13 protein-coding genes are annotated in these 15,871 nt (G+C 62.8%); 8 read left to right on the top strand and 5 right to left on the bottom strand.

Features of this window, described 5'->3' with window-relative positions; all coding sequences use genetic code 11:
- Window positions 1-189 precede the first annotated feature (189 nt).
- From M2339_RS10895 to M2339_RS10875, 5 genes are all read left to right on the top strand, one after another.
- Window positions 190-2,331 (top strand): putative bifunctional diguanylate cyclase/phosphodiesterase, encoded by a 2,142-nt coding sequence (locus M2339_RS10895; RefSeq protein ID WP_264586610.1) that lies wholly within the window; start codon window positions 190-192, stop codon window positions 2,329-2,331.
- 291 nt (window positions 2,332-2,622) lie between these two features.
- Window positions 2,623-3,381: a histidine phosphatase family protein gene (locus M2339_RS10890; RefSeq protein WP_264586611.1), complete on the top strand. Its 759-nt coding sequence runs from the start codon at window positions 2,623-2,625 to the stop codon at window positions 3,379-3,381.
- On the top strand, window positions 3,378-4,271 hold the full coding sequence (locus M2339_RS10885; protein ID WP_264586612.1) for an NAD(P)H-hydrate dehydratase: 894 nt from the start codon (window positions 3,378-3,380) through the stop codon (window positions 4,269-4,271). The genes M2339_RS10890 and M2339_RS10885 overlap by 4 nt, the downstream gene beginning before the upstream one ends.
- Window positions 4,272-4,388: 117 nt before the next feature.
- Window positions 4,389-4,931, top strand: a complete 543-nt coding sequence (locus M2339_RS10880; protein WP_264586613.1) for a hemerythrin domain-containing protein — start codon at window positions 4,389-4,391, stop codon at window positions 4,929-4,931.
- 2 nt (window positions 4,932-4,933) lie between these two features.
- Window positions 4,934-5,875: an NAD(P)/FAD-dependent oxidoreductase gene (locus M2339_RS10875; protein ID WP_264586614.1), complete on the top strand. Its 942-nt coding sequence runs from the start codon at window positions 4,934-4,936 to the stop codon at window positions 5,873-5,875.
- A 24-nt stretch (window positions 5,876-5,899) separates the two neighbouring features.
- Here M2339_RS10875 and M2339_RS10870 read toward each other — a convergent pair whose 3' ends face one another.
- The 5 genes from M2339_RS10870 to M2339_RS10850 are packed head-to-tail and all read right to left on the bottom strand — an operon-like array spanning window position 5,900 to window position 12,111.
- Window positions 5,900-6,214, bottom strand: a complete 315-nt coding sequence (locus tag M2339_RS10870) for a cytochrome o ubiquinol/quinol oxidase subunit IV (RefSeq protein WP_264584318.1) — start codon at window positions 6,212-6,214, stop codon at window positions 5,900-5,902.
- Entirely contained in the window at window positions 6,211-6,837 is a 627-nt protein-coding gene (locus M2339_RS10865) for a cytochrome c oxidase subunit 3 (protein ID WP_264586615.1), read from the bottom strand. Before M2339_RS10865 ends, M2339_RS10870 begins: the two co-directional genes overlap by 4 nt.
- Window positions 6,834-8,918, bottom strand: a complete 2,085-nt coding sequence (locus tag M2339_RS10860; protein ID WP_264606336.1) for a cbb3-type cytochrome c oxidase subunit I — start codon at window positions 8,916-8,918, stop codon at window positions 6,834-6,836. Before M2339_RS10860 ends, M2339_RS10865 begins: the two co-directional genes overlap by 4 nt.
- A complete protein-coding gene (locus M2339_RS10855) occupies window positions 8,915-9,787 on the bottom strand; it encodes a cytochrome ubiquinol oxidase subunit II (RefSeq protein ID WP_264586617.1) in 873 nt (290 codons plus the stop codon). Before M2339_RS10855 ends, M2339_RS10860 begins: the two co-directional genes overlap by 4 nt.
- Window positions 9,784-12,111: an FdhF/YdeP family oxidoreductase gene (locus tag M2339_RS10850; protein ID WP_264586618.1), complete on the bottom strand. Its 2,328-nt coding sequence runs from the start codon at window positions 12,109-12,111 to the stop codon at window positions 9,784-9,786. Before M2339_RS10850 ends, M2339_RS10855 begins: the two co-directional genes overlap by 4 nt.
- Before the next feature lie 222 nt (window positions 12,112-12,333).
- On the opposite strand from M2339_RS10850, the gene M2339_RS10845 reads away from it, so the two are divergent.
- The 3 genes from M2339_RS10845 (at window position 12,334) to M2339_RS10835 (ending at window position 15,839) form a co-directional block, all read left to right on the top strand.
- Window positions 12,334-13,410, top strand: coding sequence for an alpha/beta hydrolase (locus M2339_RS10845; protein WP_264586619.1), 1,077 nt, complete (start codon window positions 12,334-12,336; stop codon window positions 13,408-13,410).
- A 90-nt stretch (window positions 13,411-13,500) separates the two neighbouring features.
- Window positions 13,501-14,850 (top strand): MFS transporter, encoded by a 1,350-nt coding sequence (locus M2339_RS10840; protein WP_264586620.1) that lies wholly within the window; start codon window positions 13,501-13,503, stop codon window positions 14,848-14,850.
- Window positions 14,847-15,839, top strand: coding sequence for an amidohydrolase family protein (locus M2339_RS10835; RefSeq protein WP_264586621.1), 993 nt, complete (start codon window positions 14,847-14,849; stop codon window positions 15,837-15,839). Before M2339_RS10840 ends, M2339_RS10835 begins: the two co-directional genes overlap by 4 nt.
- Window positions 15,840-15,871 lie beyond the last annotated feature (32 nt).

Here is a 15,871-nt window from a genome sequence, read left to right as displayed (position 1 = left end):
GCAGTTCGTCCGCACACTTTCTCAGACGGAAATTTGTCAGCGAGGTCCTGCTGAGATACGGGCCATTCTGAGCGAAAAAGGCGCTAGCTTTCCCTCCATCCGAAATGCGGTGAATGGAGAATCTTTATTAACGTCTTGGTACGACCTGCGGCCCAAAGGTGCTGAAAACAGTCACATCAGCAAAGGCCTATGTCACTCATTCAACGCGTGCCTGCTCGCTATCTCTGGCCTGTGCTATTGCTTCTCGGGTTGTGCTTCGGAAGCATTCTAGGGCTCATTTTAGTCACGACCTCCGCGCAGGATCGGCTTGAGGCAGTACGCGAGACGCGGACGCTGGAAGCTGCCCTCGCGACAAGCGTCTCCATGGTGGAGCATGATCTACAGGACTACGCGAAGTGGGATGACGCCGTGCGCCACATTTCGTCCGACTTCAGCGCGGTGTGGATCGACGACAACATCACGGCTTACCTCGGCAAAACCCAGAATTATGACCATGTCTTCGTCATCGGTCCTGACGGGGAGACCCGCTACGCCTTTAGCAACGGGAACCGATCCTCATCTAAACTTGCCGAGATACTGGGGCCGTCAATTCAGACGGCGATGGCAAAAGTGCGTGCTATGGATGATCGTGGCACGCCAATCGTCAGCGGCTTCGCCCGCGAGAAACGTCAGGTTTTCGTCTACTCGGTTGCTGCCGTTGTTCCCTTGACCAACAAAGTGTCGGCGCCTGTGGGTGAGAGGCACTTGCTCGTCATAGCCGAGCGTTTTGATGCGAGCCATCTCGCCAGTATCCGTGGCAAGCACCATCTCCCCGCCCTAGCGCTAAACCTGGCACGGCCAGCCCCGTCGAGCGCCGCGCTAGCCCTGCGAGATATGGATGGTAACCAGATCGCATCCGTTGAGGTCGCGTTCGAGACCCCTGGCACACAATTTCGTCGCGAGGTCATCCCCGGGTTTGCCGGCATCATGGTTGTCGCGGTTATCGCTGCGCTTTTTATCCTGCGGCAGGGGGGGCAGTCCATTGCAGCATTGACAGCCAGCCAAGCCAGAACTCAGCATTTGGCGAACCACGATCCTTTAACGGAGCTTCCTAATCGCCGCGTCCTCCTCGGTCGGCTCAACGAGGCGATTGCGACCGGTAATCATTTCGTTTTGCTTTACATGGACCTGGATGGCTTCAAAGGCGTGAACGATCTTTATGGCCATGGCGCAGGAGACGCCCTGCTGCGGGAGGTGGCATCCCGGCTCGCGGCGGCCGCACCGGCGCATTCGCTGATTGCTCGCACGGGCGGCGACGAGTTTGCAATATTGTGCCAGCTTGATGTCGATGGCCCGGGATGTTCGCTCGCCGAACGCATTATCGCCTCCTTTCAGACGACGGTTCCGGTTGCCGGCGCCAATATTCTCATCGGAATATCCGTTGGCGTCGTGACGTCTTCTTCAGATGCTCTCGTCGATATCGACGAGCTGATGCGCCGTGCAGACGTTGCAATGTACAATGCCAAAGCCAGGGGGAAGAACCGCTGGAGCGACTTCACCCTCGAACTGGACGAAGAACATCTCGTGCGGAAGCGTCTTGAACAGGACCTACGCATTGCAATCGCGGAAAATCGAATTGAACTGGCCTATCAGCCCATTGTTCTAGCGGAATCCGGCGCCATTGTTGGGCTTGAAGCCCTAGCGCGATGGACCCATCCCACCGAAGGTCCAATTCCCCCAGATGTCTTCATTCCGCTTGCCGAAATGACTGGCTTAATCGGTTCCTTGGGAGGGCAGGTGCTCCGCAGGGCCTGCATCGACATCAAGCCTCTCGGCATCGATCTTTCGGTCAACCTCTCGCCCGCGCAGTTTTGGGATGCACATCTTGCTGATCAGATCAGCGCGATCCTTGCCGACACAGGCTTTCCAGCTGACCGGCTCGAACTCGAGATCACTGAAAGCTATTTGCTGGGTCGGCCACAGGCCGCTGCGGCAATCATGGCCGATCTGCGGACCTTGGGCATCCGGCTCGCTTTGGACGACTTTGGAACTGGCTTCGCAAGTATTGGTTACCTCCAATCCTTCAAATTCGACCGGTTGAAAATAGATAAGCTCTTCGTGAAAGAAGCCATGGGCTGTGCGTCGGGTCGCGATTTGTTGGTAGCCATTGTAGCGCTGGCCCAAGCGCTGGGTCTTAGGATCACGGCAGAAGGCGTGGAGACAGAAGATCAAGCGGCCCTCGCCCGGGCCGCAGGATGCCACTGGCTGCAAGGCTGGCTGTTCGGCCGCCCGATGCCACTCTCCCAGCTACTCCAAGAAAGCAGTCTAAGGCGCGGGACTCAAAAAAGATGATTCTCGATTGCAGCCGCTGAGCGAGAATGAAGCGGGTGGCGTGGCCCCTCCTGCCGACCGAGCGGTGTTGTAAACCCCAATCTTCTGGCCTTCGGAGCCGTTATTGGTTCGGCTTCAACAACCGACCGGTGCGTTGAGTGGAGCACTCGGCTTAGACAGCAAGGGCTCGGAAGCGGACAACTGGAGCGCTTTGAATCGCGGATGCCGCCGGGGTGCTCGCTGTCCGCGCTCTACGCTCATAGGGATCGAATTAAGCGTCAGGAACGTTCCGCGATCACCAGCGGAGGCAGTATGCATTGGCCAGAACAGTTGATTATCGTGCGCCACGGGCAGAGCGCGGGGAATGTCGCTCGCGACGCTGCGCACGAGGCAGCGCATGACCGGATCGCGCTGACCTCGCGGGATGCCGACGTGCCGCTGAGCGACCTCGGAACGGCGCAAGCGCGCGCGCTGGGCCTGTGGTTCTGCGAGCAGCCGGCCGAGCATCGGCCACAGATTCTCTTATCTTCTCCCTATCTCCGTGCCTTTCAGACCGCGGAGCTTTTCCGCGAGGCCGGCGGGACCGACGGGCAGGAGCCGATCTGCTTTGACGAGCGCCTGCGTGAGAAGGAGTTCGGCATTCTCGATGGCCTCACCACGCCCGGCGTGGCGAACATCTTCCCCGATCAGGCCGAATTTCGGCGCCTGCTGGGGAAATTCTACCACCGCCCGCCCGGGGGCGAGAGCTGGTGCGATGTCATCCTGCGGTTGCGCTCGGTCCTTGATACCATCTCGCTTCATTATGCCGGAAAGCGGGTGATGATCTTCACGCATCAGGTGGTGGTCCTCTGCATGCGCTACATCATCGAGAGCCTCGATGAACAGGGCATCTTGGCCATCGACCGTGAAGGGGACGTGGCCAATTGTGCCATTACCGACTATCTGTTCGATCCGTCGGCCGGCCGGGATGGCGGGCTCAAGCTCCAGCGCTACAATGTGACAGCGCCGATGCAGAACCACGCGACCCCGGTCACCAGCGAACCTGACGCGATCACGGGGCGGCGCGGATGATGCCGACCCTCGACCGCGCCTGGCTCGAAGCCCATCCGCTGCCGCCGATCGCGGCGCTGGGCGATAAGGACGCGCGGGGCCGGGTTCTCCTGGTCGGCGGCGCGGAGTTCATGCCGGGCGCGCTCAGGCTCACCGGCGAGGCGGCGCTGCGCGCGGGAGCCGGCAAGCTCCAGATGGCGACGGTGCGATCCGCCGCAATGGCGCTCGCCGTCCTGGTGCCCGAGGCGGCGATGATCGCCCTGCCTGCGGATGAGGATGGCGAGATCGCGCTCGAGGCGGTCGCGTTGCTGCAGGACCGCCTCGCGCGCTGTGACACGCTCATTCTTGGCCCGGGGATGTCCGCGGGGGATCGCACCGAGCAGTTTGTCGCCGCGCTGCTCGGCACGCCAAGTCCGGGCCAGACGATCATCCTCGATGCCGCTGCCCTCACTTGTGCCCGAAAGCTCGAGAAGCTGGTGGCGGCGCATGAGGGGCGGGTCATCCTGACGCCCCACCATCGGGAAATGAGCTTTCTGACCGGGCAGGATATCGACGTGATCCGCAAAGACCCGCGCGCAGCAGCCCTGCATGTGGCGCGCGCCTTCCATGCGGTCGTCGTCCTGAAGAGCGCCAAAACCCTCATCGCATCACCTGCGGAAGATGAGCCCTTGCTGTTCGAGGGCGGCAGCATCGGTCTTGCCACGGGCGGGTCGGGCGATGTGTTGGCCGGTCTCATCGGCGGCCTTGCCGCACGCGGCGCCGATCCTTTGCGAGCGGCGGCCTGGGGTGTCTTCGTCCATGGCGCGGCGGGCGCCCGCGTTGCCAGCCAGATTGCTGAAGTCGGATTTCTCGCGCGCGATCTCCTGCCGGTCGTTCCCGGGCTGATCGCCAGTCTGGAGCCGGAGCGATGAACGACGGCAATCGTATTGCCAAAGGTTAATATGGGCGGCGCGTCGGGGTCCGCGGCGTCGTTCGGTGGTTGTTCTGCGAAGGGGCGCGCGCATGCGTCCCCATGATGGAGATACGACATGGCCACGACCAAGACTGCCGCAAAGCCCAAAGCGAAACCCGCATCGAAGAAGCCCGCCTCGAAGACGGCGCGCAAGACCCAGCGGGCGGCGGCAAAGCCCGCCGACGCGATCAAGCTGCTCAAGGACGACCACAAGGAGGTGAAGGGCTTTTTCGATCAATATGCTGATCTCGAAGACGATGCCGAGAAGCAGGTGCTGGCTGACAAGATCTGCCTTGCTCTGACGGTTCATGCGCAGATCGAAGAAGAAATCTTCTATCCCGCCGCGCGCGAGGCCATCGACGATGATGACCTGCTCGACGAAGCCGAAGTGGAACATGCCAGCGCCAAGCAACTCATCGCCGAGATCCAGGCCATGAAGGCGGGTGACCGCCTGTTCGACGCCAAAGTGACGGTGCTTGGCGAATATGTTGAGCACCATGTCGAGGAAGAGGAGCAGGAAATGTTTGCTGAAAGCCGCGAGAGCGAACTCGATCTCAAGGCCCTGGGCGCCGAGCTCGCGGCCCGCAAGGCCGAGCTGATGGCGCAGGCCAGCAAATAAGCATGGCCGTCCAGGAGCCGGCCGACCCTTCGGCTGAACGGCTGGACTGCCTGATCGTCGGCGGCGGCCCTGCGGGGCTGACCGCCGCGATCTATCTCGCACGCTTTCATCTGACGGTCTGCGTCATAGACGGCGGACATAGCCGAGCCGCCTTGATCCCGCTCACCCGCAATCATGCCGGGTTTCCGGAAGGCATCTCCGGGGTCGATCTGCTTGCACGGATGCGTCGACAGGCAGTCCTCTATGGCGCGCGCCTGCAGGACGGGATCGTCGAGAGCCTCGCGCATGATGGCAGCCGGTTCATCGCGCACGCGGGCGGCCGAAGCCTTGCTGCGCGGACCATCCTGCTCGCCACCGGCGTGGTCAATCGCCGCCCCATGATGATGGACGATCTATGCCATGATCGCGCGCTTGCGACCGGTCGGCTCCGCTATTGCCCGATCTGCGATGGCTATGAAGTCACGGACAAGGCGATCGCGGTGCTCGGAACGGGCGAGCGCGGCTATAATGAAGCCACGTTCCTTCGCGGCTATTCCGCCGATATCACGCTGGTCGCGCCTGAAGGGGGACATAGTCTGGAACCGGCGCAATGCGCGGGGCTGAAGGCAGCGGGCATTGGGATCGCCGGACAATGTACGTCCATCAGCTTGGTGGAAGACCAGATCGCGCTCGGCATCGAGAGCGAGACGCGCCGCTTCGACACGCTGTATCCGGCGCTGGGTTCTGACATCCGCTCGGAGCTTGCCGGGATGCTCGGCGCAAGTCGCACATCCGAGGGGTGTCTGATGGTCGACGCCCATCAGCGCACAGACATCCCCGGGCTTTATGCCGCTGGCGATGTCGTCCTCGGCCTCGACCAGATCAGCCACGCGATGGGGGAGGGCGGCGTCGCCGCGACCACGATCCGGAACGATCTGGCCAAGGTGGCGCCCATCCGTCGCTAGGTTGGCGCCGCAACGACCGCCCGCTCACATCATCCGCATCCGCAGATTGAACAGGATCACCAGCGTGCCGCCGACCATGAGCGCGATGATCAGGCTGGAGAAGAGGATGAGCTGGAGGTCGTCACGCGTCGAGCGCTTGAGGCCGATGTGGAGGAAGCAGCGAAACTGCACGACAATCTGGATGAGTGCCAAGGCAAGCACAAGCGCATAGGTGGCGGTGCTGGCAAGCACCGGCCAGCGCACGAGCGCAAAGGCGACGCTGGTCAGCAAGAGCGCGGCGGCGTAGCCCAGCACATAACCGCGCGCCTCGCGGCGAGGATCGTCTCGGCGTTCACTCATGGGATCAGCCCCGGTAGATAGACGGTCGAGAAGATCGCGATCCAGATGATGTCGAGGAAGTGCCAGAACAGGCCGAGCCTCAGGAGGTTGATCTTCACGCGCGCATCAAGGCCGATGATCCGCAACTGCGCCATCATCACGACAATCCACAGGCTACCGGCGAGCACATGCAGGCCGTGCAGGGGCACCAGCGCGAAAAAGGCCGAGAGGAAGCCGCTGCGCATGGGCGTGGCGCCATGGGCAATCATGCCAGCAAAATCGTGCAGTTCCAGCCCGAGGAAGAGCAGCCCCAAGGCAAGTGTCAGCCCCAGCCAGGTCTGGATGCTCGCCTGCGCCGCCCCATGCTTCATCGCGATCGAGGCCAGGCCGTAGGTGAGGCTGCTGGTGAGCAGGACCAGCGTTTCCAGAAAGGTCGGGCCGATCTTATATTCGCTCGCGGGGGTCGGGCCGCCGGCGGTCGCGGGGAGCATGACGCCATAAGTTGCGAAGAGCAGCGCGAAGATCACCGCGTCGCTCATCAGGAACGCCCAGAAGCCGAACAGGGCCGAGCCCGCCGCCTCATGGGCTTGCGCGTCGGTGCTGCCTAGATTGAGGCCGGGGTGTTTTGTCTCACCGGCTGTCATGGGTGCACCTCGGCCAGGCCCGCATTCGCCGGGGTCGTCTCCATCTCGCGGGGGATGGGCCGCGCCCGCGCCACCGCGTCGAGCCAGGTCCGCTCCATCCGTTCGACCGCACTGGCGGGGATCAGCCGGTGCGTGTCGCGGGCAAAACTGCGCGTGATCACCGTCGCAACGACAGCCAGCACGCCAAGGATCGCCAGCCACCACATATGCCAGACAAGAGCAAAACCGGCTGCCGTGCTGGCAATCCCGATGATCGGCGCGACGGCGCTGTTTTTCGGCATCTGGATGTCTTCATAACGGGCCGGCGGGGCATAAGGCGCACCCTTGCGCTTGGCGTCAAAGAACCAGTGGCGCTGGTCGACCTGCGGCAGCCGGGCAAAATTATACTCCGGTGGCGGCGCCGCGATCGACCATTCGAGCGCCCGCCCATCCCAGGGATCGCCTGCGAAGACGCGGGTGGCGGCGCGGTTGCGCAGGCTCACCCAGAGCTGGACGAGCAGTGCGACGAAGCCGCAGAACAGCACCAGCGCGCCGACTTCTGCCGCATAGAGCCAGGGCCGGTAGGCGGTCTCCATCACCGCCGGGGTGCGGCGCGCCATGCCTGCAGCGCCCAGCACGTAAAGCGGCATGAAGGCGAGATAGAAGCCGATCACCCAGCAGGCGCAGGATATCTTGCCCCACCGCTCATCGAGCCGAAAGCCGAACGCCTTGGGGAACCAGAAGGTATAGGCGGCGAGCAGGCCGTAGAGCGTGCCCGAGATCAGCATATTGTGGAAATGCGCCACGAGGAACAGCGTGTTGTGCACGATGTAATCGAGCGGCGGGAAGGCGAGGATGATGCCGGTGAGCCCTCCGAGCACGAAGGTCATCATGAAGGCGAGCGCATAGCACATGGGCGTGGTGAAGCGCACTTCGCCGCGGAACATCGTCCAGATCCAGTTGTAGATCTTGACCCCCGTCGGCACACCGATCGCCATCGTCGCGATGCCGAACACGGCGTTCAGGCTCGGGCTCTGCCCCATAGTGAAGAAATGATGCAGCCAGACGGTGAAGGAGAGCACCGCAATCGCCATCGTGGCGATCACCAGCGAGTTGTAGCCGTACAGCTCCTTTGAGGAGAAGGTGGAGACCACTTCGGAATAGATGCCGAAGGCCGGCAGGATGACGATGTAGACCTCGGGATGGCCGAACATCCAGAACAGGTTGGCATAGTGCATCATGTTGCCGCCAAGGGCGTTGGTGAAGAAGTGGAAGTCGAGATAGCGGTCGAGCGCCAGCAGCGCCGTCGCGACCGTCAGCGGCGGCATTGCGAAGATCATCAATATGGCGGTGCACAGGCTGGTCCAGGCGAACAGCGGCATCCGCATCAATGTCATGCCCGGGCAGCGCATCTTGTAGATGGTGACCGCGATGTTGATGCCGGCCAGGGTGGAGGCAATCGAGCCCAAAGTGATGGCCCAGATCCAGTAATCCGGCCCGACGCCGGGATTGAAGCCGATCTCCGTAAACGGCGGATAGCCGCTCCAGCCGCCGGTGGAGAAGCGGCCGATCACCAGCGGGGCCATCATCAGCCCCGCGCCGGCCGCAGTGAGCCAGAGGCCGATGGCGTTGAGCAGCGGATAGGCGACATCGCGCGCGCCGATCTGCAGCGGCACCAGATAGTTGATCAGCCCGGTGAGGAAGGGCATCGCCATGAAGAAGATCATGATCGAGCCATGGGTGCTGAACAGCTCGGCAAAATGCTCGGGCGCAACCAGGCCGGGATTGCCGATTGCCACCGCCTGCTGCAGCCGCATCAAATTGGCCTCGATCAGCGCGCGCGCCAGCATGACCAGTGCGATCACGATGTACATGATCCCGATCTTCTTGTGATCGAGGCTGGTGAGCCATTCCGTCCACAGCCAGCGCCACCGGCCGAGGCGGGTGATCAGCACGACCATGAAGAGCGCGCCGGCCACCACCAAGGCTCCGGCTCCGGCGGCGATCAGTTCATTGGCGTTGGGGTTTTCCCAGGCACGCACGAAGGGCAGCGCATCCCAGCGGAACCGCCCCAGCAGCGCCGGCAGCAGCGGCGCGCTCAATGGGCCTGCCCCTGTGTGCTCGCTATCATCAGATGCTCGAACAGGCCCGGCGGGACGGACGAGAACAGGGCGGGTTGCGGGGCGATGGAGCGGGCGGTGATCGCCGCCAGCGTCTTGTCGTCGAGCGGCCTGCGGACGGCGCGCACCTGCCCCAGCCAGCGGCGATAGTCGGCCGGCGGCAGCGCCACCACATCGAACTTCTGGTTCTGAAAGCCCTTGCCATTAAACTGCGTGTTCTGGCCGCGGAAGACGCCGGCCCGACTGGCGGCCAGGTGCAGATGCGTGCGCATACCGGCCATGGCATAGATTTGCCCGGCAAGCTGCGGGATCAGTAGCGACTGCATGACCGTCCCGCTGGTCAGGCTGAGATGGACCGGCCGGCCCACAGGGATGGCCAGCCGATTGACAGTCGCGATGCCCTCCTTGGGGTAGATGAAGAGCCATTTCCAATCGAGCGCCACCACCTGCACCTCCAGTGGCGGCTGGTTGGAGGCGAGCGGGCGGTAGGGATCGAGCCGGTGCGTCGCATTCCACAGGAGGACGCCGAGCCCGATCACGATGGCGGCCGGCGGGATCCAGATGAGCAGCTCGAGCGGCCAGGAAAATCCCCAATTGGGCCGATAGGCGTCATCCCGGTTGGACAGGCGATAGTGCCAAGCGAAGAGGGGGACGAGGATGAAAACGGGCCCCGCTACGAAGATGAGCACGAGGGCAAGCTGAAGAAAAAGGTGCCACTGGTCCGCCGCCACAGGTCCAGCATGGTTGACCACGCCGAGCTTCAATGCCTCGCATCCGCCGAGCAGCAGCGGCAGGCCGAGCAGCGCGGCGCCCGGGCGAACCGCCCGAGCGCCTTCGCCACTGCGCTTCATCCCGCCTGTCCCCCTCCGGTGGCCGACTGCGCCACGATCCGCACCGGCACGCCCTTAGCAGCCGGCGTCTTGGAGGCTTTGTCATGATACCAGAGCGGGATGAGCGGGTTCATCTCCGGATAATAAGCGCCGACGCAGCCCTCCGGCAGGTCGAAGGGGGTCACGGTGAGCCCACCCACCTGCCGATCAATGCCATCGTCCGCATCGCTGGCGAGGCCCACGACCTGCCCGGCCGCAAGCCCGGCTGCCTCAATGTCGCGCGGGCTCATCAGCAGCACGTCGCGCGTGCCCTCGATCCCGCGCAGGCGATCGGAGAAGCCATAGATCGTTGTGTTGAACTGATCGTTCGAACGCATGGTGATGAGCCGGTAGCGGCCCGGCTTGTCCGGCACGCCCATGGCGGTGAGGCTCGTCGGCGTCGTGAACTCGGCCTTGCCGCTCTCGGTCTGCCAGATGCGCTCGCGGGCCTTGTTGCCCTTGAAGAAGCCGCCCGGCGTGAACAGGCGCTGGTTGAAGTCCGCGAACTTGTCCGGATAGGTCGCCTCGATGAGGTTGCGCACCTGGCCGTAATGGCCGACCCAGTCATCCCATTTTACGGCAGGGCGGGCGGGCAGCGTCGCCTTGGCCATGCCGGCGACGATGGCGAGCTCGGAGAGAAGATGCTCGCTCGCCCGCTTGCGCTTGCCGACCGAGCCATGGATCATTGAGAGCGAATCCTCCATCGTCACGGTCTGCGGTCCGCCGGCCTGCATGTCCTCCTCCGAGCGGCCGAGGCAGGGCAGGAGATAGGCGACCTCGCCGTTGATCAGATGACTGCGATTGAGCTTGGTGGCGATCTGGACGGTGAGCCGCATGTTGGTCCACGCGGCCTCCATCTTCTCCCGCTCCGGGATGGCGCGGACGAAATTGCCGCCCAGGCCGATGAAGGCGCGAATGCTGCCATCGATGATGCCCTCGCAGGCCTCGACGGTGTTGACGCCCTTCTCGGTCGGCGGATCGAAGCCGAACAGCTCTTTCAGCCGATCAAGCGGCACGAGTTCGGGCTTCTCGGAAATGCCGACGGTCCGCTGGCCCTGCACGTTCGAATGGCCGCGCACGGGAGAGATGCCCGCCCCCTCGACGCCGATATGGCCGCGCAGCAGCAACAGGTTGACCAGCATGCCGATGGTCTGCGAGCCATGGACATGCTGGGTGACGCCCATGCCATAGATGCCGATGACTTTCTTGGCGTCGCAATAGATCTGCCCGGCCGTTTCGAGATGAGAGCGGCTGAGGCCGGACTCCTGTTCGATCTCAGCCCAGGAGGTCGCGCGGACCTTCTCGACCATGGCTTCGAAGCCATGCGTGTGCTGCGCGATGAAGTCCATATCCAGAAGATGCTGCTTTTGCTCGGCCCATTGGCGGTCTTCTTCCGCGAGGACATGCTTGATCATCCCCATGATCGCGGCGATGTCTCCGCCTGGCTTCACCTGATAATAGAGGCAGGAAATCTCGGTCCGCTTCTGCGTCACCATCTGAACGGGGTTCTGCGGATCGACGAACTCGATCAACCCTTTCTCGCGGACGGGATTGAAGGTAACGATCTTGCAGCCGCGCTCCACCGCAGACTTGAGCGTATGGAGAAAGCGCGGGCTGTTGGTGCCGGTATTCTGGCCGAAGAAGAAGATCGCGTCGCAATGGTCGAAATCCTTGAGCTGACAGGTGCCGACCGGCGACCCCGTCACTTTCTTCAACCCGACCGAGGTCGTCTCATGGCACATGTTGGAGCTGTCGGGCAGATTGTTGTGGCCATAGAGCCGCGCGAACAGGGCATAGAGATAAGAGGTCTCCAGGCTGGCGCGGCCTGAGGCGTAGAAGACGGTGGACTTGGGATCGAGCGCCTTGAGTTCAGCGCCGATGCCCGCGAAGGCCTCGTCCCAGCTGACCGGCACATAGCGATCGCTGGCCTGGTCGTAGCGCATGGGGTGGGTGAGCCGGCCGGTCTGCTCGAGGTCATAGTCCTGCCACGCCTGTAATTCGGTCACTGTGTGCTTGGCGAAGAAGTCCGGTGTGCAGCTGCGCGTGGTGAGCTCCCACAGCGTCGCCTTGGCGCCATTTTCGCAGAATTCGGCGGGGTGGGGATGCTCCGGTTTGGTCCAGGCGCAGGAGACGCACATGAAGCCGCCGGGCTTGTTCTGGCGCCGCAATGTCTCCAGCGCCATGGGCGTTGCCCACTCCTTGCCGAAGATGCGCGCGACGCCGCTCAGCGAACCAAAGCCGCCGGAGGGGCCGCCGTAATGGACCGTGTCCTCGTCCTGCGTCGTGGGGTCATCTTCATGCGCCATCGTGCCCGCTCCCGTGCCATTTGCAGCATAACGCTTCGGACCGGCGAGCGATCCGATCTGTTTGGGGAAAGTCGAGAAGGGCGGCGTATTCAGCGATGGGTGGAGCACAAGCAGGTTTGCTTGCCATTATTTATAGAGTATTATAATATAGACGTCGAGGGAGTGGCGTCTGTGCTGGAGCATCAAGCTCACCTTCCAGATGCCAACTCTTTGGAGAGGTTGATGACTCGCAATCACATGTTTCCCGGCCAGATCGCGCGGTGCCTCCTCGTCGCGGTACTCGTCATTACGGGACCATCCGCGTCGCTCGCGAGGACCGCGGGGCCGCCGCCCCTGATGATCGAGCGACAAGGCTCCTTCGCAGCCGGAGGAACACGGGTCGGGGACCCAGCCGTCAAGTCCACTGTCTGTGATCACGGCTATGTGGAGTACCAAATCCCGGCGAATGCGGGCCCTACTGGCCTCTTCTTTTGGCATAGCTCCAGTGTCGCCGCCTGGAAAAACCGGTGGGACGGCGGGGAAGGTTTCGACAGCATCTTTCTGCGACGGCATTTCCCGGTTTATCTCTGGGATGGCCCCCGCGTCGGCCGCGCGAATCTGCCCTGTGAAACGGTGGAGTCAGCCCCGCGCTTGGGATCTGACCAGGAGACCTTCACGGCCTGGAGGTTTGGCCCAAGCTATATGAAGTGGCACCCCGGCGTGCAGTTCCCGACTGCGGACGCCCGCGCTTGGGAGCAGGCTAGCCGGGCCCGTTATGCCGAATATGATACGATGGAGAACGTCGCCTTGCAGGCGCATGCCGCAGCCGCCGCACTGGAGCGGACCGGTCCGGTGGTCATGATCACGAATTCGGCGGGCGGCCTCCGGGCTCTCCTCACGGCGATTGAGAGCGACCGCGTGAAGGCGATTGTCGCCTATGAAAATGTCGGCTTCGTTCTACCGGAGAGCGAGAATGACGGTTCGCCCCCAGGCCCCTACGGCCCGGTCTACGTGCCGCTCGAGACATTCAAGAAACTGGCAAAGATCCCCATGCAATTTGTCTGGGGAGACAATCTGTCGCAACCGCGCGGTCCGCAACTCGCGCTGCCGCTGAACCGGCGGTTCGTAAAGCTCATCAATCAATATGGGGGCAAGGCGGAAATTCTCGAGCTTGCCAATGCGGGCCTCAAGGGCAACACGCACCTCCCCTTTGCCGATCTCAATAATGTCGCCGTGGCAGATTTGCTTCAAAATTTCCTGGCGAAGCACAAGCTCGCGACGCCAGCGGGCGAAGTGTCGCGCAAACGACCAAATAATTAAATTTATATAGAATATATTGCCCGTGTCGATTTGTGATGTTAGCTGATTGGCGAGCGCTCTGCGATATGTGGAGGGCCGGAGGGGATCTGCATGGCTGTTCAGTCGATTGATAGCATTCTCGAGCGCCCAACGATGGGTCGCTACCGCTGGACCATCTATCTCCTGTGCGGCATCCTCATGGCCCTGGAAGGATATGACGCCTATATCGTTGCGAACCTCGCGGCCGTCATCGCCCGCGACCTCGATATACCCATTCCGTCCATGGCCTATGTGTTCTCGGCGCAGGCAGCCGGTATGGCCTTGGGCTTCTACACCATCCCCGTCCTGGCCGATCGCATCGGTCGCCGGAATATCATCCTGGTCGGTGCCACTTTCTTCGGGCTGCTGACGCTCCTGTCGACCGCTGTCCAGACGCTTGAAATGTTCACCCTTGTGCGCTTTCTGGCCTTCGCAGCCATGGGCGGAACGATGCCGAACATTGTCGCGCTGGCGACCGAGTTCATGCCGGAGAACCGCCGCGGCAAGTTGCTCACCTGGCTTTACATCGGCCACGGCCTGGGCGCGTCTGTGGCCGGGCTTGTCGGCCCAAGTTTCGTTCATTTTCACTCATGGCAGTCCGCCTTATGGGGCGGGGGCATCGCACTTCTCCTGCTGGTGCCCTACCTTTACGTTCGTTTGCCGGAGAGCTGCCGGTATCTGATGACGCGCAATCCCCGGGATCCGCGCGTCGCCCAGATCCTCGGAAAAATCGCTCCCGACCTGCAACTCGCGCCTGACACCATCTTCGTGTCCAACGAGGAGCGTAATGAGGGCTCGCCGGTGATCGGCCTGTTCAAAAGCGGTCGCGCACCCATGACGTTGCTCCTCTGGGTTGCCATGGGGAGCACGCTGTGCGTGGTGGCAACACTGACCTCCTGGCTCCCGAGCTTCCTCCATCTTCTCGGGGGCGTAGAGACCGGGGCCGCCGCGCGGATGTCGTCAGTGTCTGCGTTCGGCGCTATCGCTGGGCCGATTCTGCTGACCCTGCTCATGCAGCGCCTTGGTCTTGCTCCGTCACTGGCGCTCATGTCGCTGCTGGGATTTGCCGCAATGACCTGCTTCTACTTCGTGAGCGGCTATCATGCGCTGGGCTGGTTCCTGGGTTTCGCTTATGGCTTCTTCGTCATCGCCGTCCAGGCGGGCCTGAATTCCCTTGTTGCCTCAAGCTATCCCACCTCCATGCGGTCGACGGGTATCGGGTGGGCCGGGGGGATCGGGCGGGTAACCTCCATGATCGGTCCGGCCGTTGGCGGCGTGATGCTTGCGGCACAGGTCCCAGGCTTGTGGATCTATATGATCGTTGCTTCGCCGCTTCTGCTCACGGCCATTGCCATGATCCTTTTCCACGTCATCGTGTCGGGGCCGGCGTTGTCGGCTCGTACGGCAAAGGGCGTGCGATGAGCGCCCCCGGCCGCTCCGCCGTCCTCTCGCGCAGGGCGCTGCTGGGAGCTGTTCCGCCGCTCCTCGTCGCAGGGCCGGCGCTGGCACGAACGCGGCTGCAGCCATCGCAGCCCGATGCAACGGCGGGCATGATCGATGCTCATATCCACTTTTTCTCCGCTGACTTTGCGCACTATCCGGTCGACATGCGCAACGCCCGTGAGCCGGAAGAGGTGATGCGCGCACGCGTCCTCAATGCGCCTGTTACGCCCGAGAAGATGCTCCCCCTCTGGGAAAAGATGGGCATCAGGGCCGGCATCGGGGTGCAGTATAGCGGCGCCTATAAGACCGATAACACCTATCTTCTCGACGTCGCGCAGGCCCATTGGGACCGCATCCGCACGGAGATCATCCTGAATCCTGCGCAGGTGCAGAGTCGCAGCGTGCTTCAGGCGCTCCTGCCCACGAAGCGCGTTTCGGCTATTCGCCTGACCGGCTTTGTCGATGGGGACGGGGATTTGCCCTGGCTGAAGTCTCCGGGCGCGCAGGAATTGTGGCAGATGGCACAGGCTGAAAAGCTCCCGCTCTGCATCACCTACCTGCGGATGGACCCAAGGTCGGCGGCCCTCCGGACGGTGCGCGAACTGGCCGACCGCTACCCGGACTGTCAGGTCGTACTCGAACATTTGGGTTGGACTGGAGGCACAGGCAGCCAGGACGGTCTGCTTCCTGACCACATGGCCCTGAAGGATCACGAGACGATCGCCTTCAAGTGGACCAGCCTGAATGTCGACGCGCTTGCGGGCGCAGGCATCGACACGGCAAATTTCCTTCGTACCGCAGTAGACGTGTTCGGGGCGTCGCGCCTCATGTGGGGGTCCGATTACGGAAACACCACGAGGCCTTATGCCGGCATTGTTGCCGATGGGATTGATGCGACGCGCCTTCTCAACGCGGCGGAGCGAGCGGCAGTGCTTGGCGAAACCGCGCGGCGCGTCTTCAGGATTTAGGCCCCACTACCATTCTTATGCGCGATGCGACC

The sequence above is a fragment of the Sphingobium sp. B2D3C genome (genome assembly GCF_025961835.1).
Taxonomy (GTDB): Bacteria; Pseudomonadota; Alphaproteobacteria; order Sphingomonadales; family Sphingomonadaceae; genus Sphingobium.
The sequence above is the reverse complement of the archived record's forward strand: the minus strand, read 5'-3'. Positions and strand labels throughout refer to the sequence as shown.